General features: G+C 55.7%; 16 protein-coding genes. 15 read left to right on the forward strand and 1 reads right to left on the reverse strand.

The window, feature by feature from the left end:
- Positions 1-318: 318 nt before the first annotated feature.
- The 7 genes from ACQUQF_RS17620 (at position 319) to ACQUQF_RS17650 (ending at position 10,181) form a co-directional block, all read left to right on the forward strand.
- Positions 319-1,248: a hypothetical protein gene (locus tag ACQUQF_RS17620; RefSeq protein ID WP_435180435.1), complete on the forward strand. Its 930-nt coding sequence runs from the start codon at positions 319-321 to the stop codon at positions 1,246-1,248.
- Positions 1,249-1,911, forward strand: a complete 663-nt coding sequence (locus ACQUQF_RS17625; protein WP_435180436.1) for a hypothetical protein — start codon at positions 1,249-1,251, stop codon at positions 1,909-1,911.
- Positions 1,912-2,036: 125 nt separating this feature from the next.
- On the forward strand, positions 2,037-3,365 hold the full coding sequence (locus tag ACQUQF_RS17630) for a hypothetical protein (RefSeq protein ID WP_435180438.1): 1,329 nt from the start codon (positions 2,037-2,039) through the stop codon (positions 3,363-3,365).
- A 144-nt stretch (positions 3,366-3,509) separates the two neighbouring features.
- Complete coding sequence (locus ACQUQF_RS17635) at positions 3,510-6,203, forward strand: DUF1156 domain-containing protein (RefSeq protein ID WP_435180439.1); 2,694 nt, start codon at positions 3,510-3,512, stop codon at positions 6,201-6,203.
- 29 nt (positions 6,204-6,232) lie between these two features.
- Positions 6,233-7,189, forward strand: a complete 957-nt coding sequence (locus tag ACQUQF_RS17640; protein ID WP_435180441.1) for a restriction endonuclease — start codon at positions 6,233-6,235, stop codon at positions 7,187-7,189.
- A gap of 81 nt (positions 7,190-7,270) precedes the next feature.
- Positions 7,271-9,028: a DEAD/DEAH box helicase gene (locus ACQUQF_RS17645; protein WP_435180442.1), complete on the forward strand. Its 1,758-nt coding sequence runs from the start codon at positions 7,271-7,273 to the stop codon at positions 9,026-9,028.
- Positions 9,021-10,181, forward strand: coding sequence for a hypothetical protein (locus ACQUQF_RS17650; protein WP_435180443.1), 1,161 nt, complete (start codon positions 9,021-9,023; stop codon positions 10,179-10,181). The genes ACQUQF_RS17645 and ACQUQF_RS17650 overlap by 8 nt, the downstream gene beginning before the upstream one ends.
- Before the next feature lie 4 nt (positions 10,182-10,185).
- On the opposite strand, the gene ACQUQF_RS17655 is transcribed toward ACQUQF_RS17650, so the two are convergent.
- Positions 10,186-10,890 (reverse strand): hypothetical protein, encoded by a 705-nt coding sequence (locus ACQUQF_RS17655; RefSeq protein ID WP_435180444.1) that lies wholly within the window; start codon positions 10,888-10,890, stop codon positions 10,186-10,188.
- Positions 10,891-10,975: 85 nt separating this feature from the next.
- On the opposite strand from ACQUQF_RS17655, the gene ACQUQF_RS17660 reads away from it, so the two are divergent.
- The 8 genes from ACQUQF_RS17660 to ACQUQF_RS17695 all read left to right on the forward strand — a co-directional run bounded on the left by ACQUQF_RS17660 (position 10,976) and on the right by ACQUQF_RS17695 (position 20,037).
- Positions 10,976-11,503 (forward strand): hypothetical protein, encoded by a 528-nt coding sequence (locus tag ACQUQF_RS17660; RefSeq protein WP_435180445.1) that lies wholly within the window; start codon positions 10,976-10,978, stop codon positions 11,501-11,503.
- A 70-nt stretch (positions 11,504-11,573) separates the two neighbouring features.
- Positions 11,574-12,743 (forward strand): DNA-methyltransferase, encoded by a 1,170-nt coding sequence (locus tag ACQUQF_RS17665; RefSeq protein WP_435180446.1) that lies wholly within the window; start codon positions 11,574-11,576, stop codon positions 12,741-12,743.
- Positions 12,744-12,882: 139 nt separating this feature from the next.
- Entirely contained in the window at positions 12,883-13,716 is an 834-nt protein-coding gene (locus ACQUQF_RS17670; RefSeq protein ID WP_435180447.1) for a hypothetical protein, read from the forward strand.
- 163 nt (positions 13,717-13,879) lie between these two features.
- Complete coding sequence (locus ACQUQF_RS17675) at positions 13,880-14,662, forward strand: hypothetical protein (protein WP_435180448.1); 783 nt, start codon at positions 13,880-13,882, stop codon at positions 14,660-14,662.
- 186 nt (positions 14,663-14,848) lie between these two features.
- Complete coding sequence (locus tag ACQUQF_RS17680) at positions 14,849-15,232, forward strand: hypothetical protein (protein ID WP_435180449.1); 384 nt, start codon at positions 14,849-14,851, stop codon at positions 15,230-15,232.
- Entirely contained in the window at positions 15,225-16,154 is a 930-nt protein-coding gene (locus ACQUQF_RS17685; protein ID WP_435180450.1) for a hypothetical protein, read from the forward strand. Before ACQUQF_RS17680 ends, ACQUQF_RS17685 begins: the two co-directional genes overlap by 8 nt.
- A 991-nt stretch (positions 16,155-17,145) precedes the next feature.
- A complete protein-coding gene (locus ACQUQF_RS17690) occupies positions 17,146-17,832 on the forward strand; it encodes a hypothetical protein (protein WP_435180451.1) in 687 nt (228 codons plus the stop codon).
- A 72-nt stretch (positions 17,833-17,904) separates the two neighbouring features.
- The gene (locus ACQUQF_RS17695; protein ID WP_435180452.1) at positions 17,905-20,037 is read left to right on the forward strand and encodes a phospholipase D family protein; all 2,133 of its coding nucleotides are present in this window, start codon (positions 17,905-17,907) and stop codon (positions 20,035-20,037) included.
- Positions 20,038-20,066: the final 29 nt, after the last annotated feature.

The raw sequence follows: 20,066 nt of genomic DNA on the forward strand, positions 1-20,066 counted from the left end.
TAAGTACTGTGGTAACTGCCGCCAGCTTGCCGACTTTAGAGGCTTACCGTAGAGTTGAGTTCACCCGACACTCACTTATTCAGATACCTTGACCGATCTCAACGTCAAACTGGTTAGCGATTATTTCCAACGATGGTTCCTAAGCCGTCTATTTCCCCATTACCTGCGTGATTACATCATCCAATGGAATTATGAGTCTGCCGTCGATTCGATTATCGTTTGTGTTGCCGGTCTATAGGAAGCATATGCTGATCCCTACACGTTCCTTGATAAGTGGGAAAAGTTAAGAACCTCTCACCCGGAGTCTTAAAGAGAACAATGCCCCAAGACGAACCGGAGTTTGGTGAGCCAGAGTTCTTGGGGTGGCTCCTCCTAAAGCGACTAAAAGAGCAGAGTGATGACCAGATTTCGCGGTCAAAATTCCTGAAGCTCTGTTGTATTGCTGACCGCCGTCTCATTAATGTCCACGGGTATGAGGTTGGGCTTCCCCGCTATTGGTATATGTACGGAGAACTCGCAAGTGAACACGAGTTCTCCGAGCGATTTTACAACGCTCCGCTCGCCATCGGCTGGGACGGTCAGCAGTATATCCCGAAGGAGCTACAAGTTGATGATTTTGACGTTTCCGAAGAGGGACTCGAATTCATTCCCAATGCGGTTGACTGGACGGTACGCAAGTTCGGTCGCCAGAACGTCGAGAAAATCAAACAGCACCAATACGAGGAGTACGCCGAGAACGAGTTCATTCGACAATATAGCGAACTTCGGTGGCTCCTGAGTACGATAGATCTCGGGAAACAAGAGCGACTGCCGAACTACGGTACTAGTGGAGAGTCGAATGAGGAGTATCTCAGGCGGCAACTTGACGAGATGATGGCCGCGTATCCGGACGACGAGGAGCGTTACGAGGATATGAAGACGCTCTATCTTCGGTGGGACGATACGGTTCGTCTCATGGTGGATCAGTCCGTTGAATACAGTCGAATCGCCGAGTTCCTCGATGAATTCATTCAGACGCTTAGTAAAGTCGTACTGCGGTTCGCCTACAACCAGAACATCTCCGACGAGCGACTCATGGACTGGGAAGAGGACGCCGCTGAAGAACAGGCTGAATTCACGACGCATCTCAAGAACGTGCGAACAGAACTCCTTCGCGGCCGATCACGGAGTACGGAATTAGATCGGGTCTCGGATGCATATTCACAGAGCATCGAAGAGCAGATCGAGCAACTCCTCGCACAGGAATAGATGTCGGACGCGTCGTTCCTCGATACCGGCGTCGTACTCGGATTTTGCTTTCGGGACGACTCACACCACCATCGCTGCCGGCAGTACCTCGACAGCAACGATTTCGTGTTGTTCGTCTCCGATCATGTGGTGTCGGAGTACCTGAATCGAGAGCCGAGTCTTGCAGAGGAGATCGCAGATGGAATCTTCAACCACATTGATCGCCTTCGGGACTCGGAATTCGAGGGACAACTAGATTCGATGGATACATCCCGGATTCGCCAAAACCTGATCGCAGGCCACAACGTAGCCGGGACAACGCTTCATTCGTTCTACCGCGACGAAGTGCCGAACTACATCCAGTTCGACGACCTGACCCGACGGCTTCGCGACCTCGCACGGGACATCGAGCAAATTGCGATTGAAAACCGGGAAGATCTTATGGATCAGGTAGATGTATGGGAGCGAGACGAGGAGTATTCCGAGATTGACGACGAGCTTGCGGAAATCCCATGGGACGATCGTCGTATCTGTCTTGATGCGCACGATGTAGCCGAGGTGACGGACTATCTGACGGAGTTGGCAACTACGAATCCGACTGATCTGGTCGATGACGGGTATCGTGAACTGATTTTGGAGGAGACTTCGCTTGAAAACGTGGTGTCGCTTGCGAATCGGTCGTAAGTTCTCTTGTGGGACAGCTGATTCTTGCAGCCACCAAGTACTCGCGCCTACCTCATACTTCGACGCCTCTGACCACTTCGTGTAACCAAGATTTAACGCAACTCGACGTATCGCTACAGATGATAATGGTCGCTCCAGAGGAGGTCTTTCAGGAGTTCGCGGACAGCGAAGAGGCCCAAGAGTACTACAGAGAACACAATAGCAAGCGAGACGAAGTCGCCGAGGAGAAGCTTCAACCGCTTATCGACGATTTCCAAAGTGGTGACGTCGATGTCGTCGAGTTCAAAAGTCGAATCGACGGCCTCAACAAGCGAAACCAACTCTGGGGGTTCGATGGCTTCATTGGGCAGATGCACTTCAACAAGCTGTTCAACGCCGCCCCAGACGAGGCCGATTTCGGCGACCGACTCCGAGAGGCCATCCAACCGCCCGAGTCAGTAGATGAGGCCGGGGAAAAGATAGATTCGTTCGCTGAGTACACGCAACGGTTGAAGAACAACGACATAGATTCCGACCCGTTTCCGAAGTCAACGATCTTCTTCCTCAGCTACTTCTGGCACATTCAACGCCCCACTGAGTGTCCGATCTTCTATCCAACGTCGGAGCAATACCTCGGCGATGTGGGCCTACTCGACACCGATGCGCCGTACGGAACACGATACGTGAGCTTCGTTGAGACGCTGGACGAACTGCGAGAGGAGGCCAATCCATGGTTGGACAACTCTGTTGAGTATCGAGACGTAGCCAACGCGATTTACTGGTACGAGGAATGGGACGAGTCCGAGATCGACGAGGAGGAGACCGGTGGTGGAACCGAAGAGTCGGCGACGTTCATTGATGTCGATAAGCCGTACCTCCCGCCGGTCGTCGCCGACTTGGACGAAGTTGCGGCCGGCACGGACGAGGCCGTGAACCGGTACGCGCCGGTCGATACGGAGCTCCCGGTCATCTTCGAGCGAAAGTGCGGCACTCTGTTCGAGATGCTCGGGTTCGACACCAAGGTGTTGGGACAGGGCTCGGGCCGCAATCCCGACGGAATCGCCGAGGCGGTGCGGAACGACTACGCAGTCATCTACGATGCGAAGAAGCGGGAGGAGGGGTATCGGATCGGCCGCGACGACCGAACGATCCGAGAGTACATCGAAACCCACACGCGTCGACTCCGGGATCAGGGCAAGCGGCACATCTACTTCGCCATCGTCTCGAGTTCGTTCCGCGATACTGAGGAATCGACGCTACGCGACCTACGGACAAACACCGACATCGACAACATCGTCTTGCTCAAGGCCGACGTGCTGCAGGAGTTGCTCCGAATGCGGCTGGAGGAACCGTACCTGAACCTTGACGACGTGGAGTGGGTGTTCGGAAATCGCCCCGGAGAAATTCAATCTGAGGAGTTAGAGAATATCGTCCCTGAATGGCGACAACGCGATAGAGAGTTCTCTGTCTCGTGATTTACCATCCATAGTTCGACTTTAGTTATAAAACGCTATACTCGTCTGTTACACCGCCTCTCGGACGATCATAGCAATTTAGGTCTGAAGCGGAACTAGACCAGAAATAATACAACCCTTCCGTGGAACGTTTAGAGGTAATCAATGTCTCAAGAGATCGGGCAGTCTGAGGAAAGCGAGCGTACGACCGCTCCTATCGAGAACGGATTTCCGATACGGCAACTCAACGACATCGCTGAAAAGGAGGGGTACGGCGGAGCGCGACAGTGGTACCGGCCTATTTATACGATGCACAAGTGGTGGGCCCGACGCTTAGGTAGCACGTTTAGGGCGATTTCCCTGTATTCGCTCCTTGACGATCCAGACAGCATCAATGTCTACGAACCCGGTGCTGATCAGCAGCTGTCGTCGTTCGAAGGAGAAAGAAACGATCTTGAGCGACTGATTTCATCCGTATCGATCGAAGATCCGGACGCGTTGTGGGAGCTCTATCCGAAAGACGTACGGATTTCTGATAAGAAGATACTCGACCCATTCATGGGGGGTGGTACTTCACTTGTTGAGGCGTCGCGATTCGGAGCGGAATGTCACGGACAAGATCTCAATCCGGTGGCGTGGTTCGTGACGAAAAAAGAGATCGACGCCGGTTCGACCGATCCAGAGAAGTTGGAAGCAGCGTACGACAAGATTGAAGCGAGCGTTGCAGACGAACTGAAGCAGTACTACAAAACCCCCTGTCCAAATCATCCAGAGGAACACGACGCCGACGTAATGACTAGCTTCTGGGTGAAGCAACTGGACTGTGTCTCTTGTGGGGAGGCAGTCTCATTATTCGGCGACTATCGGGTCGGAAAAGGGCGATACGAGAACGACGACAAGTATAGCGTCTTTTGTCCGGGTTGCGAGTCGGTAGTCTACGCTGACGACTGGCGAAGCGATACGACCTGTTCGGAGTGCGGTCACGAGTGGGTGCCACAGGAAGGAACGGTGAGTGGCAGCAGCTACACTTGTCAGGAGTGTGGACAAAAGTACGGAATCACCGACGCCATCCAAGAGCAGGACGGTTATGATCTGAAATATTTCGCTATCGAGTATTACTGCTCAACGTGCGATGACCGTCGGGATTACGATAAGAGCGACACAAAGGGTTATCGTGGGGTACGTGAGGAAGACATCAACTTGTATGAGGAGGCGGAGTCTCGGTGGGAGAATAGTCCCAATCTCCACGACTATGTCCCAGATGAGTCGATACCAGAGGGGCATATGACCTCTGACCGAAACCCTCTATTCGACCACGGATATGAAAATTGGAAAGATATGTTTTCAGACAGACAGCTTTTGGTGCTGTCTATACTGATGAGTGAAATAGAAAACATTCCAGACAAGAATATCCGAGAATTCTTCTTGATAACCCTTTGCGGAGCGTTACGTTACAATTCTATGATGTCTGGATATAGTCAGACAAACAACCAGAAACATGACCTATTCAAAACAAATTCTTTCGCACCCCCGACTCAACCATCAGAAGGAAACATCTGGGGAGCAGAGTATGGCACTGGCACATTCCAATCTACTTGGGAAAAGACGATTCGAGCAGTAAAATGGGCGAATAGACCAACCGAACGGTACATAGAGTATCCGGACACCAACGGTTATCCATCACACCCCATCAACCGCGACCTAGATGAACCCGACACGGTTGAGACTTCCCCGTTCGCCCAGCCGATTGGTCAAAACACGACAGTCGAACAGGGAGATGTGCGGGATATTGATGCCGAAGATGAGTATGACGCCGTGATCACTGACCCGCCGTACTACGACAATATCATCTACTCGGAGATCTCTGACTTCTTCTACGTCTGGCAGAAGGTCTTGCTTGAAGACGAGTACGAGTGCTTCGAGGACGAACGGACACCACACGATGAGAGTATTGTCGCAAATCCATTCCTCGATAAAGGCGAAGAGGAGTTCGAGCACGAACTCGGTGAGGCGTTCTCGTCCATTCAGCAGGCACTGAAACAGGACGGTCTACTCGCGTTCACTTACCACCACAGTGACTCGGAATCGTGGGGAGAGTTGCTCCAATCACTGTGTGAGGCCGGATTCGAGGTGACGGCAACCTACCCGATTACTGCCGACGTCAGCAAATTCATCGAAGGCGAAGCGGTCGAGTTCGACATCGTCATCATCGCTCGCCCGGCATCCGAGCGCCAGCCCATTTCGTGGAACAGCCTCCGGCGTAACATCTATCGAACTGCCCAAAAGACGCGGCAGCGCCTCGAAGAGAATCGCGACCTCTCTCGCGGCGACATTGGTGTCGTGGAGATGGGCCGGTGTTTCCACGAGTATTCGAAGCACCACGGCAAGGTCGAACGCGCCGGCAAGACGATGACTGCCAAAGAGGTCGTGGATGAGATTTACGGCGTCATCCAACACGGGAGTGACATCGGGGAAATCGACGTCTTCCTTGATTTGCTGGAAACCCCAGATGCATCCTTTAACGACCTTAATAAACTCTGCCGTGGGACGAACGCCACCCCCGAACGTATGGAAGATATGCGCCTCTACCGGATGGACGACGGCTTCAAACTCGGTATATGGAACAACGAGAAGCGCATCGCCTACATCCAGTCACGCGTAGACAGCGACGAGGAACTCACCAATCTCGACATGGCACAGTTCCTTCGATACCGCTGGGAACACGGCAAGTCTGTCTCCGAGTACCTCCGCAAGTGGGAGATTACTGACGACCTGCGCGAGCTGTGTGAAGGCCTCGCCGATGCAACCGGAGACGACACCTATCGGAACATTCTGGAGTCGCGGTTGAGCGACTACTGACTACAGCCAATCTCCAAATCAAAACAGAAATGGCCTCCGAGTTTCTGAAGGAAAAGCTTCGGTCAATTCCACCAAATGAGTTTGAGCAGTTCGTTGCTGCCATCTGGGCCCAGTATGGCTATCAGACCAAGGTTACTCCTCCGGGAAAGGACAGAGGCGTTGACGTATGGGCAACTCGGGAGTTCCCTTATCCCCGAACAGAGGTAATCCAAGTCAAACGGTATGGCCAAGGGAATTCGGTAAGTAGTCCGGACGTTCAACAGTACTCTGCTCTACGGGAACAAGAGAACGCCGATCTTGCTCTTATCGTCACCACAAGTAGGTTCACAAGCGAAGCGAAGGAAATTGCCTCCGATCTCGGAGTAGAAATTCTAGATATAGACAGACTCGTCTCCACGGTATCAACCGATGGTCACTACCAGCTGTTAGCAAAATATGCACCAATCAACGATACAGCAGGTCATCGATTGTCCCTAGAACCGATGGCCGACAGCCTTGTCGAAAGCACCGGATTAAATGATTCTGTAGCAGTTCGAGATTCGCTCTGTTCGTTCTTTGAAAGCCATCCCTCGGAGCCGTCGACTGATACGCAGGCGACGCTTCACGCGTTTACGGAGCACGATGGATGGAGCCAAACGACGAGAGTGAGGTGGGATTCAAAACCCTCGTTAAGCGTTCCAGAGATCGCTGATTCGCTCCTCGGAAACCCGGAGCAGTACAAGCGAGGGACTCCGACGACCAAGAACGTCGCACTCAGAGCGGCGATTTCCAAGATTTTGGATGAGCAAATACGGCCATCACCAGACGAAATGTCTGCATCAGAACTTGCTAAGTGGTTCATCGAGACTTTCGACGAAGAACAGATCCCGGTAGTCGTGGAACATCCCAAGGATGCACGAGAGAGAGCTGAGAGGATTATTGATACGACGGATTCTGTTGCAGTCAACAGGTTACGAGTCGCCGAAAAGCTGGAGCAATCATACTAACTCGTTATACTGCGATCCCGTTCGCCGCTATTTCCTAAAGAGGGAAAGACAAAAACACCTCGGAGAAAATGATGGAGGCAGATGACGAAAGATGACCTCGTGGACGTGGATTTCCACCACGAGGAAGGAACCGAATTTGTGGCTGAGTCTGGAGACGCGTCCTTATTTGAGGATCACCTCCTTACCATACAGGCCAACCGACTGCAGGCCGGCCAGCCGGACTCGGAGCTTCGTTCGCTCTCTCACCTCGACGAGGAGAACGTCAAGCTGCTTGAACATCAGGTAGACGCCGCTCACCGCGCTCTCTTCGAGATGGATGGAAAAGCACTGCTCGCCGACGAGGTCGGCCTCGGCAAGACCATCGAGGTCGGCATGATTCTCAAGGAAATGCACTACCGCGGTACCGACGACGCGGTGCTGATTCTCACGCCGGCGCAACTCGCCCAGCAGTGGCAGGCCGAGATGCTGGAGAAGTTCGGACTTGACTTCGTCTGTAACTACGACGATGACTTCGCCGGGTTCGACGTCCACGACCACATCATCGCCAGTATCGATACCGCCAAGAGTGATCGCCATCGTTCGACCGTCCTCACTCGCGACTGGGATGTCCTCGTGCTGGACGAGGCCCACTACGTTAAGAACGAGGACACAGACCGCTACGCCCTCCTCGACAAGCTCTCCTACGACTACGCGTTCTTCCTCACCGCGACTCCCATCCAGAACGACGTCACCGACCTCTACAACATCATCTCGCTGCTCCGACCGGGCCTGTTCGGCACGCGTGAGGCGTTCCACAACTACTTCGTCAACTCCTCACAGGAGACACTGGTCAACCGCAACGAACTCCAGAACCGGCTCCGCGAGGTGATGATCCGCAACCGTCGTGAGGAGACGGACATCGACTTCACGCCGCGTAACGTCACCACGCGCACCTTCACGCCGTCGTCGGCAGAGCGTAACCTCTACGAGGCGGTCACCGACTACGTCCGGACGGCGTACCGCGAGAGTCAGGGCCAGAAACTCGTCCTGATGACCCTCCAGAAGGAAGTCGTCAGCAGCCCCGCGGCGCTCGAACAGAATGTCGAACGACAGCTCGAGGGCGACGATGTGCAACCCGAACACGTCGGCCCACTCAAACAGATACTAGATCGGATCGATGCCGTCAAGACGCCAACCAAGCTTGAACGTGTCCAGCGGATCACTCGTGAAGCCCGAGAGCGTGTCGACAAGGGCCGCGTGATCGTCTTCACGCAGTTCCGGGCCACCCAGCAGGAGTTGATAGAAACGCTCGCCGACAAGGGCTACACTACACATCCGTTCCACGGCGGCCACTCCAGCGACGAGAAGGAGGAAATCGTCGAGCGGTTCGAGAAAGAGGGCGGTGTACTCGTCTCGACCGACGCGATGAACGAGGGACGAAACCTCCAGTTCTGCAACGTGATGGTCAATTACGACTTGCCATGGAATCCGATGAAAGTCGAGCAACGTATCGGACGTATCCACCGCATCGGGCAGGATCGCGAGGTCTACGTGTTCAACGTCGCGCTGGAGGACACCATCGAGGAGTACGTACTGGAGCGGCTCTACCACAAGATCGACCTCTTCCAGCAGTCCGTCGGCGAGTTGAGCGAGATTCTCACCCGGCTGGAGGAAACCGGCAGTAACTTCGAGGACGAGGTGTTCGATCGACTGGTCGAGGCGGATTCCGAGGTCGAACTAGAGAACGACTTCGACGCGATGGCGGTGGATCTGCAGGAACAGCGCGATCTCGCGGACAAGGTCGAGGACTTTAACAGCGGTGTCTTCGAGGGATTCGACTTGGGGGCAAGCGATGACTGACGCCACGCTCCCGGTCACAGAGCGGGCGGTCGAACGGTTCGCCGAGGCCTACCTCATATCGCTGGAGGCCGATATTACGAAGGAGGGACGCCGGTGGACGGTCGACCTCCCCGAGGATGCCCCCACCGACCTCGAGCTAGACGGGGCGGTGCTGGAAATCGCAGGCAACCCGGACAATGTGGGCGAAGATGCACTCGCCATCGCGCCCGAGAGTCCATTTTTGGAGCGCATGCTCGACGAGGCGGCCGACCGAACCCCCGTCGGCTCACTGTCGCTCACGGGCGACCAAGTGGAAACTCGGGTTCCAGCGTGGCTGACTGAAGGCCCAGTCGGCATCGTGGAGGAGTCGTTCACTCCGTACTATGACCGCCGGGCGGTCTGTGCGCTTTTCCACGTCGGGATCGAGACCGTCAGCGAATATCAGCGGGAAGAGCTTCACGCCGTGGCGATTGACCTCAACGACCACGAAGAGCGTCCGCGGCTCGCAGAAACCTATCTGGAGCTGACCGACGACGAGCAACTGGAACTTGACGAGGGGAGGGCCATCGACCAACAGGAGTTAACAGATGCGCTCAATGTTGCACAGACTGCCCTTGAGAACGATCTGTCGTCAACGATACGCAAAACGCGTGAGCGGGCGACGCGTACGGCCGAAGTCGAACTCGACGAGTATCGACAGTACGTGCGCCAACGGCGTGACGAGTTGACGGACGAGATTGACAATCTAACGAGCCGAATCGAAGAAGCAACCGAAACCATCGATACTGCCTCTGAACAGGAGGAGCGTGTCGAGGCGCTCCGGAAGCGGAAGGAACTCCAAGCAGAGCTGGACGATCTCCGTACTGAGTTCGACGACCTAACGACTCAGATCGAGACTGATTTCCCCGAGAAACGCCGGGAGATATGGGAACGGCATGCGCTCACTGTTCGACTGCAGCCGGTGGCCGCAACCGTAGTGTCGTACGAGCGCGGCGATCTTGACCTCACGCTTCGGGTCGGCGAGACCACAGTCTCGAGATCCTATGGATACGCCGTTGGAACAGGAATAATGGAAGAGGCAACCTGCGAGCGGTGCGGGAAGCAACTGACGGCGGAGAATCCCCTCACTATAGATGCGCGTCGCACGGTCGGAGCAGTCTGCTGCGACGACTGAAGGGTTAGTCTCCCAGCCGATAGAGGAGGAAGTCTGAGGGGTGGGCAAGGACGTCTCCCGCCAGCGCATCGGCGGTCGACTCGGCGGTCGAAACGCCGAAGGCACAGACGCCAGCTGGATTCTGATAGCCGATGTCGGTCAAGGTTTCCCACAACTCGGGTGCCAACTCTGCTTTCCCGACATCAACAGTTGGAACCCCCGCATCGCGGAACGCCTCGAAAGCTGCCGGCGTTCTCGACAACACAAGCCCGCCCGACTGCAGGAAGGAAAACTCCTCGTCGAGAATCGTCAATAGTTGCTCTTGTCGGTCAGGATTGTCGACGACATTCGACCGGCGTAGGGTAGTCGCTGTCGTCTCGCTTGAGTACACGTCCACGCCGTTCTCGTCAAGAAGCTCGACAACATCGTCTGGGAACGCCGCCTCGGCCTGTCCCCGATAGAAGTCCCAGATGTCCGTCTTCTGCACAGTGGACTGGTTCTTGTTGGAGATTAGCTCACGAAAGGTGGCAGGCACGTACAGGCCACCAAGACGCGGTTCAGTTGGCGTTCGGCCGAGCGTGGCCTGCGTCTGCGACGCAAAGACGGGGGAGTCAGCCAGACGTCTGAGAGCGCGGTTGGCGACGAGCAAGGATGGATCTAGCAGTACGTCGATTGGCGGTTGGAATTTCCGGTCAAGTTCCGTTCGGAGTTGGTCGTTGCCGGCGCTCATTGCTACTCGATTTAGCCCAGTTCCTGATAATCCCCTCGGTCAACGTATTTATCATCGTGACCGCCTCGACGCGTGAATGCACTGAATGGACGACCAAGACGGAGCCATCAGTATCTCCGAGCCAGAGAGGACGACCTCGCTGTGCGATGAGATTCCGACCAGAACACTTCACGATGCTACCCGCGTGAAGAAGTACTGCCCAAGTATCCGAGAGGTAATTGCAAACAACCAGCGTGCCCGAAGTCGCCTTCACCGCGAGGCAGAGGCGATGGAGTTCGATTCCGACGAAGTCTATCGTGCCCTCGAACACGTCCAAGAGAGTTACGATGCATTCGAAGGCGCAGAGCGACGCCCGATTGTCGATCACGGCGACTACTACATCGCCTTCGGACTCAACGGAGCAGACTGGCACGCCCTCTTCGAGTGCATCAGACAGGCAATCGACGATGAGGAGAAGCGGGAATACATCGCACGGGTCGCAACGAAGGTGATGAGCGACATCACGGGTGAGAACTGGCACTCCCATAACTCGCTCCCGCTTGTGCTGTCCCAAGAGGAAATTCGAGATGTCCTCGCGTACCACAAGGAAGCGTACGACGGCCCGAGGTTCTAAAGTCGGCAGTAGTTGAGACGCTTCGCCAGTCAGACACATTCATAGGCGCCGACTGAGAGATGACGATACAGTGTCGCATCGCAACTCCCTCCTTGTGGGCGATGCCGACAATCGGCTGTCGGAGTTGCCCGACGAGAGCGTACAGTTGACGGTCACCAGCCCGCCCTACAATCTCGGCAAGGACTACGAAGAGAGTGGTGACGACCGACGACCGATCGCGGAGTGGCGTGAGTTACTGGACGATGTTATCAGAGAATTATTCCGTGTGACGACTCCTGACGGGAAAGTTTGCATCAACGTGGCGGCATCGTTCGACTCTGACGAAGATGGCCCCTATCGACGCGTTCCGCTTCGGAGCCATATCATGGAAATCTGCCGTGAGGCTGGTTTCGACTTCATCGATGAGTTCGTCTGGATCAAAAATCAGTATGCAACTCACGGTGACGGTGCTCTCCTCGGCTCGTACCCGTACCCGACCAACATCCCCGTGAACCAGCGCCACGAGTACATCCTCGTTTTCCGAAAGTACGTCTCCGAGGAGTACCACGCTCGACGCGATCCGCCGGCAGTTGGCAGCGAACGACGCGAGGCCTCGAAATTCACCCGTGAGGAATGGCGGGAATATGCTCAGAGCGTTTGGGAACTTCCTCGTCCGAGTTTGAGTGTAGAGACTGACCACCCGGCGGTGTTTCCGATCGAACTACCCCGTCGACTTATCGCCCTGTATTCGTTTGCTGGCGATCTCGTGCTTGATCCTTTCGTCGGAACAGGAACGACTGCGGTTGCCGCCGAGCAGACGGGGCGAGATTATATCGGTATCGACCAGAACGAATTCTACATCGACACGGCGAAACGTCGACTCGGCATTCCGACTAGCGACGTTGACGAGTTAGAACGGACATCGCCGTCTCCCTCCGACGAGATTGCTCAGTATATCCAAGATGCGCTCGATAGACAGGATCCCACCACGCTCCGAGCGATTGGCGACTATGCACACGAACTAGCGAACCATCGCGAATTCGTCCGTGGTGAGGAGATCGAACCCTCCGTAGAAGATGAGGAGTCTATCGAGGGCGTGATGCGCACCCATAGCGGGACGATAGTCGCGAAAAAGGTTCCCTGCGGCAAGGAGAACTGTTCGTCGTGCCCTCACGGGCCCTACAAGTATCGCGTCTATCGGGACGGGAAAGACGTGAAGACTGAGTATCTGGGGCCTGCCGAACGCGTTTCAAATCTGTAGGTAAGACCGTCGAATGGTCACTTTCAGATGACGTTTACCCGGGCGCTGTCATCGAGTTCTGGACAAAATTACGCGCCAACTCAGATGGTAACCTGCAGTTACACATTTATCCGATCGCCCGGGGGAGAAGAAAGGCGGAATGAACACGACAGAGGTTCGATCCGAAGCCCTCGAATCGTTCGTCACGTGCTTCAACCTGTGCTATCCGGACTGGGAAATCGCCGGAGACGCTTCCAGAGAGCTCACGGCAAACGAGGTCGAGTTCAGTTACACTACCAAGAACTTGGCGCGTTGTGGCCCCCGAAAGAACGGGCGGGCCTACTTCGCGATTAACAGTAGTTGGTACGAGGACGCGTCGGCTGGAGAGCGGGTTGGTCTCCTCATCCACGAACTTGCCCACATCAAACATACCGACCACTCGCCCGCCTTCTGGGAGCAGGTGGTCAGGAATTACCGGGCTCTTCAGTCGAACGTCGCGACTGTCGAGGATGTGGTTCTCGGCAATCTGACGTGGGACGGCGTCGAGGAGTTCATCGTGAATAATCCCCTGACCTCCATGGTCGACAACCGGCGTGAGATCGCGTACGAGCGGCGCCAGAAGCTCGCAGAGGCCATCGGGTATCCGACGGAGCAGCTCAAACCGTTCAGCAATATGAACATCTATGTCCAGCACTCGAAGAAGAACACCGTTCAGGCTGCTCCGCTGTATGAGGTCGAGTTCGAGCAAAGTGATCCGGACGAAGTCGCTGCGTACTTCCACGAGCGCCCGCGCGAATACCTGAAGAAAGACGGCTCCAAGCACGTCATCCAACCGCTTCCCGCCGAGCAGACGGCGAACGGATACGAACTCCTCGATGGTCACAGGATGGCGTCCCTCGCTGATTACGCTGGCCTTCGGAGGGTGTACGTGGAACTCTCTGAGGCGTCGCAGACCGCTGGAACCGAGGGGCGGCGCTCTGGAAGAGCGAATTAGTTCGGACTATCTCGGTCGCTCCGGGGAATCTTTTCGCTGAGGGTTTGCTAGACAGGAGACGGTAGCAGACTGGACGCATCGGCCATTTAGAAAGAATTTTGATACATCATGGGCTGCCGCCCAGAGCCATTTATGTGAACACCGGGAAGCGAAGAGCGCCGATATGGGCACGATTCCAGAACTCAACGACGTCGCAGAGACACTCGTCGAAAACGGTGCCGTCTACGTCGCTGTGAACACGCAGTCGCTCGTCGACGAGCCCGTACAGGTCTACTACCACATTCCCGCGGGCGTCTCAGATGAACGGAAGGAAACCGTCCACGCGTACCTCGACGGGAAAGTCGGCCATCGGCCCCACGAACGGGAGGCCGGTACTATTCGGATTGCTGAACAGCCGATCTCGGCGTGCGTCAGTCACGTCCTTAGCAACGATCTCCACCTCTACCACCGCACGCCGGTGTTCGTCGATGAGGGAGTTACCGGGCTTGATCCTGTCGGGGTCGATGACGGCGTCGCCAACGCCCGCGAGATCGTAGAGAAACAACCTGACCTCGAGCCTCATCCCGTCGAGACCGTTCCGCTCGAAGAGTTGGTACGGGAGCTGGCAGAGGAAGGCGCAGTCTCGGTCGAGTTGGAGCACGAGCCGCTGACCTTCGATGAGCCGTCGGTGCGCCTTCGTATTCCGATGGTGCCAGCCGACGGCCAACCCATCGTCGGAGGAATCGAGTCGGTCGAAGTCGGAGGAGAAATCTACCCCCTCTACACGATGCTGACGCTCGATGGCCCGTACGGTTCCTCGCTGGATTACACGGCCCTCTACGTGAGCAACAACGTCGAGGGGCTCAAACCGATCTCAGTCGAAGACGGACTCAAGAAAGGCCGTGATCTTCTCGAACAGGCCAAGGACGCCGACTCGGTTCAAGACTTGATCTCGGCTCGGAGGTAGTCCTCGCTGGTCGCGTCGCCCGCCCTGATCCTTGACCGGACGAGAGCGGAACGTTTCCGTCTTGTCCAAATTTTCTGAGGCGCAGTAGCATCGGGAGCCACCAAAGGGCCGAATACTCGAGGTAGCGGCCTTAGCAGGTTCCCGGCCGAACCCACAAGCTATACCCTCGAATACGTCTGGGGTGCAATGCCCGCAAGCGAAACCGACGACGAATCTGAGCACTGGCTCGCCAACGAAACCCCCACCGATTGGATCGAAACGCCGGATGAACGCGTCTATATTCGTGACGAGTGGGTCATCGAATCGCCTACTAGTCCCACAGAGAAGTTGGTCAAGGCCGGCGCCATCGTCACCACGGCCCTTCCCGGAGACTGGACGATCATCATTACCGGAGGGGCCATCCGCGCACAAGATGTGCAGTACCTCGCCGACCTCGAGAGGAAACGCATTAATCTGGACTTCTACTTCCAGCGTCCGGGGTTCGGCTATCTCGCCGACATCATCGACGAGGTGGAACAGGATATGCGTGACGCGTCTGACCGCCAAACGGAGGTGGGGACTCGTGACTGACGACGAAATCGACCACTACAGGTGTCCTTACTGTCCCGCAGAGCCGTACACGAGTGCGAAAGAACGGGAAGTTCGGGTTCACATCGAACTGGCCTCGGACAGTGGACACAAAGGCCGGGAGGGATTCTCTCCGGTTACTACTGTCGAAGCGGTCGACGACGAGGGAAACCTCGTCGAGAACACGGACAGCGAGGCGGTGAAACGAAACCCGGACGAATTCGACGAGACTTGTGATCCCGATGATGACTTGAGCGACACTGAGCGCCGGATCATCGCGACAAAGATGATGAACCTCGACTACACGGCGCAGGAGATCACAGAGTTCCTCGATGAGAAGGGAGACGCTCCCCACGTGGAGAAAGTCCGCACCACGCTTCGAGATTACTTCGGTACGACGGCCATCGCACGCGGTCACCGTTCCTACGACGAGTTCGACGACCGCCAGCAGGCAGCAATCGATGCCGCTGCGCGCTACGAACTCGGTGAGTATGATACCCAAGCAGAAGCCGCCGAAGCGATTGGTGAGCGCGCGGCTTACGTGAGCAGGTACTACAACAACCACGAAGAGATCGTCCAACAACGCGCACGCGAGATCGAGAACGAGCAGACTTCTGCCGGCGGTGAGAGCACCACGATCAGGCGAGAAAATGGAACGGGAACGTACATCGGCTCTGAAGAGGGAATCGACGCGACGATGCAGCACATCAGCGAACGGCCCACCACCGGCAACTCGCGTGACGACCTCGAGATGGGTGAGGATACCCCGTCCGAAGAATCGGTTGCGCCGGACGGCGGCCTCGAAATGGACAGTATTCGGGCACAGGTCAAATTGCTCCGACGGTTGGTTTCGAGTGGTGAACTGGACGCTACGACCGCCCTCGACGAGGTCGAGCGAATCCTCTCGGCCCTCGACGCCTCATAACTGAAGGAAACGGCGTGTCGGCGGTAGTAGTGACCGCGCGGAAGGGTCGCCGGCTCTGGCTCGCACATCGTGGAAAGTTTATCCGAAGAATCGTTCGAGTGTGTTGAATCCAGTCTATTCGGGTCACTATCCCCTGTTCGCCTCCTGTTCATGTGAACAGGAAGTTATGGTTGGGTGTGAATTCCGCCAATCGTTCAAATGGTATTCGAGAGGATATTCGGAAAACTTCCTGTGCCGGAGGTGTCCCTCAACAGTTTCCGCTGGGGGAGTTGTCGCTCCGGCGGCGTCGGAGAATCGAATGATTGCTTAAGTAGTATCTAGCCGGATTTTCCGAGAATCTCCAGTACCGTTAATGTACGCCGGGTCTGTACGAGCGACAGACGCGGTGAGACTTCACGGTGACCACGAATCAGTTTAATCGCGGGACAAGCCAGATTCCTCAATGGCAACGCGAGATTTCAGAAGAAGCCGGGCGTCCGGGTAACGTCGAAAGTGCCGCCGGCGAGACGTTGTGCCATCGGTTGGGTCTCCTCGGCGTCGCCGTCCTCCCTCGGGAAGTTACCTTCCCTCGGTAGGTGGATAGCCCTCGGAAGTGTATAATAATGTAGGGAATTTAAATCTTCCTCGTCAGAGGGTCGGACAAATCACACTTCAACTGGTGGAGTGGGTGATATGGCCGAAGCAATCGCTAGAGTACGTCGTGTCCTAAAACAGCCTTCGCCCGGTCGTGCCGGTGATGCGAGGTATGGTCGCCGAGCCCCCTCCCGAGTAGGAGCGGAGGAGATCTCTCGAATATTTCGTGATGCGACGTATAAACCGGAAACACCCCAAGCGAGGCGGCTGGCTTCGGTGGCACGTGATGCGGAGGTCGCCGTCGGTGCTACTACCCGGCGGAGAATATTCTTCGAAAACTTCCCCGCGACCTACTTGAAGAACGGCCCCTCGGAGGAAAGCTGTATATTGGCTCCCTCTAACCAGCGTATGCGACCGAATGGTCGACGTCCAACCCATAATCGCGAGTGAGTTCGAGGAGGCGGCGGAAGCCCGTGGAGACGACCCCGATGACGCTCTCGAGCGTCTGATGCTGGAGTACATTCGTCAAGACAGCACTATCAACGAACTTTTCGCCGACGATGGCACGCCGGTTAGGGCTCTGGGCGAATACGATCCGAACGACAGCCGACCGTTGGCGAGGGAAGCTATTGAGGCGCTCCCGACCTACGCCGGCGAGGTTGAGGTTGACCCCGACGACATCACCGACGAGGAATTACCTCAAGACCGTGAACTGAAGCGCCACGTGATCCTTGGCGTACTGCGGCATCGTCAGCGGAGCGTCTGGGACGACGAGGATCGACGACACGAGTCGGTCGTACGGCGTGATGACGTGGCTGCAGCAGCGGAATCTGTCATCGGTAATCTGGATTCAGACTACAAGCGCGACGAGTACGTCGAACAGGTGATAGACGACTTGATGATTCAAAACCCGGGGGATAAACAGATGGTGTTCTTCTCGCCGGACGAGGTAGTGGATTACCTAGAATCGCTTGATTGCGGCGACCACAAAGCCGAGAATGACGTGTACCATCTGAGCGAAGTTCTCGCCCAACAGCACGCGGACGACGTCAACATTGAGACGATAAACGAGATTCGTAGGGAATTCTGGTTCGATCCGTTGTAGGAAGAATTCAGCCTGAAGTCTACTGGCTACACTCCACTAGTTATTATTAGATGTCATTACAGTCGCTAGTGTATGAACTGGGCGACGACGATTAATCTAGGTGGATTCGGAAACTCGGCCAAGATGGAGTGGGTGACGGTCAAGAGCTGGGACTCGTTCACGGACTTTTTCGAGAACGCCGTTCATATCGACGCCGTCACGTACTGTGAGTCGCCCGAGCTGCTACTCGATCTGTTTGAGCAAGACAACGCTAAATTGGAGACGATGGACGTCCTCGTCGGGAATCGCGAAGAGTACCAGTCCTCTGTCGACGACGCGACCGTCGCCCGGCAGTTGGAACGGTATTATCGTGAGGACAAGCTAATCGTCCGCCTGAAGAATCGGAAGGTCGTTCACTCCAAACTGTACCGGATCGTCAAGGAAGATGACGAGGTGACGCTAATTTCGGGAAGCGCCAACCTCTCGTATAACAGTTGGAAGAACCAGACGAACAGCGTCGTCGTGTTCCAGACGGAGGTCGGCTCTCAGCTGGATCAACAGTTTCAACAGTGGATCGACGACCACCGCGAACAATATGCGGACACGGTGTTCATGGAGGATCTGGCAGAGGAGCTGGAGCAACTTGACGACGAGGAGGAAAAGGAGCGACGTATCGAGCTTTGGATCGACAACCGCGACACACAACTATCGGAACGAGGCGAGATTCACTCGAACGTTGGCGAGGAGTTGCAAGAACTCGGTGAGGAAGTCGACCAAGTTGTCAGCGTTAGTGACGACCCTGACGAGGCCGATGAAGTGGTTACAATTCAACACGATAAGGTGGAACCGGTCGAGGGGGAAGAGAACGGAGATGGCGAGACTGAGAACGGCGAAAGTTCGCCGGCGGGAGTAACGGCAGCCAAGACACCAGAGTACACAATTACACTTCCGACACAGGGATTCGAGGATGACGGGTATCTGGATCAGGTGAAGAACGATCTGAAGCGTCGTGGTGCCGATGTGGGAGCAGATGCCATCACAACACCCGTGGAAGGATACACCAACTACCTACAGACCCGCTATGACGTTCCGAAGATGTGGATCGACGAGGAGAACCAACGTGTCCACCTCCAACACGGTGAACACCATCGGATCTTGACTGCTGACCACGAGCCCTCGCCGGAAATTCTCGATGCCGCGCTTGAGAATATCGAGAACTACGTGGAGACCATTGATCGATGGGGCGAGACGAACAATCCTCGTGCTGTGAAGGCCCACATGTACGAGGGTATCCTCTACGGATTGTGGGCGCCGTTCGTGAATCTCTACGCCCGCCAATTCTATGGAAACGTTACGCTCGACAACGCCCTCCAGTACCTCTACATCTTCGGCGAATCCGACGCCGGCAAGGACAAGTTCTCGGAATTCGTGCTGCGCCTGATCTCCGACGATCTAGTTAGGGGCGGTGCTGACGCGGACGACGTCGGCAAGAACCAGATTCGTGCGCTCCGAAGCCTCGATACCGTCTTTCCCTACGTCGTCTCGGACATCTCGAAGCAGAAGATCGAACGCATCGACACGCTACGAAACTTCTGGCAAGACTCGTGGCATCCCTCGAACGACATCGCCTATCCGACGGTTATCTTCACCAGCAACGATTCCCGGCCAAATGACTGGTTCCGTAACCGAGCGAAGATGCTTCACTTCGATGTCGCATTCCCCTCGAACCCTGAAGATGAGGGATTCTACAAGGCACAGGAAGACTTGAACGAGATTCTAGATGCTCGGAACCCAATCTTCTCCTACGTGTCGAAACGGATTCTGGAAAACGAGATGTATCTCGATGCCGGCGGGACAGTCGACGACGTTCGGCAGATATTCCTTGACTTCTACGATCGGGTGAATCGGGAGCCCCCTAGCTACTTCCCCGAAGAGCCTGCGAACCGTCAATATAACATCGGGAAACGCAAGTGGCGACAGGCCTGCGAGCGCGGCGATGTGGAGTTTGAGCGACGAGAAGATCATCTAATCGCTGATTTCGATCTGGAGCCTCACGAACTATACAGTTACCGTAAGACGCTTCCAACAAAGATGCGCCCGGAGAAGAGTGGACGCAACATCGTCGTCAAGAATCCCGACGACTTCGAAGAGTGGTTGGATATAGATAACCTGAAGAGTGACGGAGAAGGTTCGAGCGGCGGCTTCATAAGCCGACTTCTGGGATAGACAGATCACCCCTCTACAGTACGCGAAAT

The organism is Halorussus sp. AFM4 (assembly GCF_051194995.1).
Classification (GTDB): Archaea; Halobacteriota; Halobacteria; order Halobacteriales; family Haladaptataceae; genus Halorussus.

Bases quoted from the DNA above. Each gene is read 5' to 3' on its own strand.
- ACQUQF_RS17635 (WP_435180439.1), top strand. From the start codon at position 3,510: ATGTCTCAAGAGATCGGGCAGTCTGAGGAAAGCGAGCGTACGACCGCT.
- ACQUQF_RS17670 (WP_435180447.1), top strand. From the start codon at position 12,883: ATGAACACGACAGAGGTTCGATCCGAAGCCCTCGAATCGTTCGTCACG.
- ACQUQF_RS17690 (WP_435180451.1), top strand. From the start codon at position 17,146: ATGGTCGACGTCCAACCCATAATCGCGAGTGAGTTCGAGGAGGCGGCG.
- ACQUQF_RS17620 (WP_435180435.1), top strand. From the start codon at position 319: ATGCCCCAAGACGAACCGGAGTTTGGTGAGCCAGAGTTCTTGGGGTGG.
- ACQUQF_RS17650 (WP_435180443.1), top strand. From the start codon at position 9,021: ATGACTGACGCCACGCTCCCGGTCACAGAGCGGGCGGTCGAACGGTTC.
- ACQUQF_RS17660 (WP_435180445.1), top strand. From the start codon at position 10,976: ATGGACGACCAAGACGGAGCCATCAGTATCTCCGAGCCAGAGAGGACG.
- ACQUQF_RS17655 (WP_435180444.1), bottom strand. From the start codon at position 10,890: ATGAGCGCCGGCAACGACCAACTCCGAACGGAACTTGACCGGAAATTC.
- ACQUQF_RS17680 (WP_435180449.1), top strand. From the start codon at position 14,849: ATGCCCGCAAGCGAAACCGACGACGAATCTGAGCACTGGCTCGCCAAC.
- ACQUQF_RS17675 (WP_435180448.1), top strand. From the start codon at position 13,880: ATGGGCACGATTCCAGAACTCAACGACGTCGCAGAGACACTCGTCGAA.
- ACQUQF_RS17640 (WP_435180441.1), top strand. From the start codon at position 6,233: ATGGCCTCCGAGTTTCTGAAGGAAAAGCTTCGGTCAATTCCACCAAAT.
- ACQUQF_RS17695 (WP_435180452.1), top strand. From the start codon at position 17,905: ATGAACTGGGCGACGACGATTAATCTAGGTGGATTCGGAAACTCGGCC.
- ACQUQF_RS17645 (WP_435180442.1), top strand. From the start codon at position 7,271: ATGACGAAAGATGACCTCGTGGACGTGGATTTCCACCACGAGGAAGGA.
- ACQUQF_RS17630 (WP_435180438.1), top strand. From the start codon at position 2,037: ATGGTCGCTCCAGAGGAGGTCTTTCAGGAGTTCGCGGACAGCGAAGAG.
- ACQUQF_RS17625 (WP_435180436.1), top strand. From the start codon at position 1,249: ATGTCGGACGCGTCGTTCCTCGATACCGGCGTCGTACTCGGATTTTGC.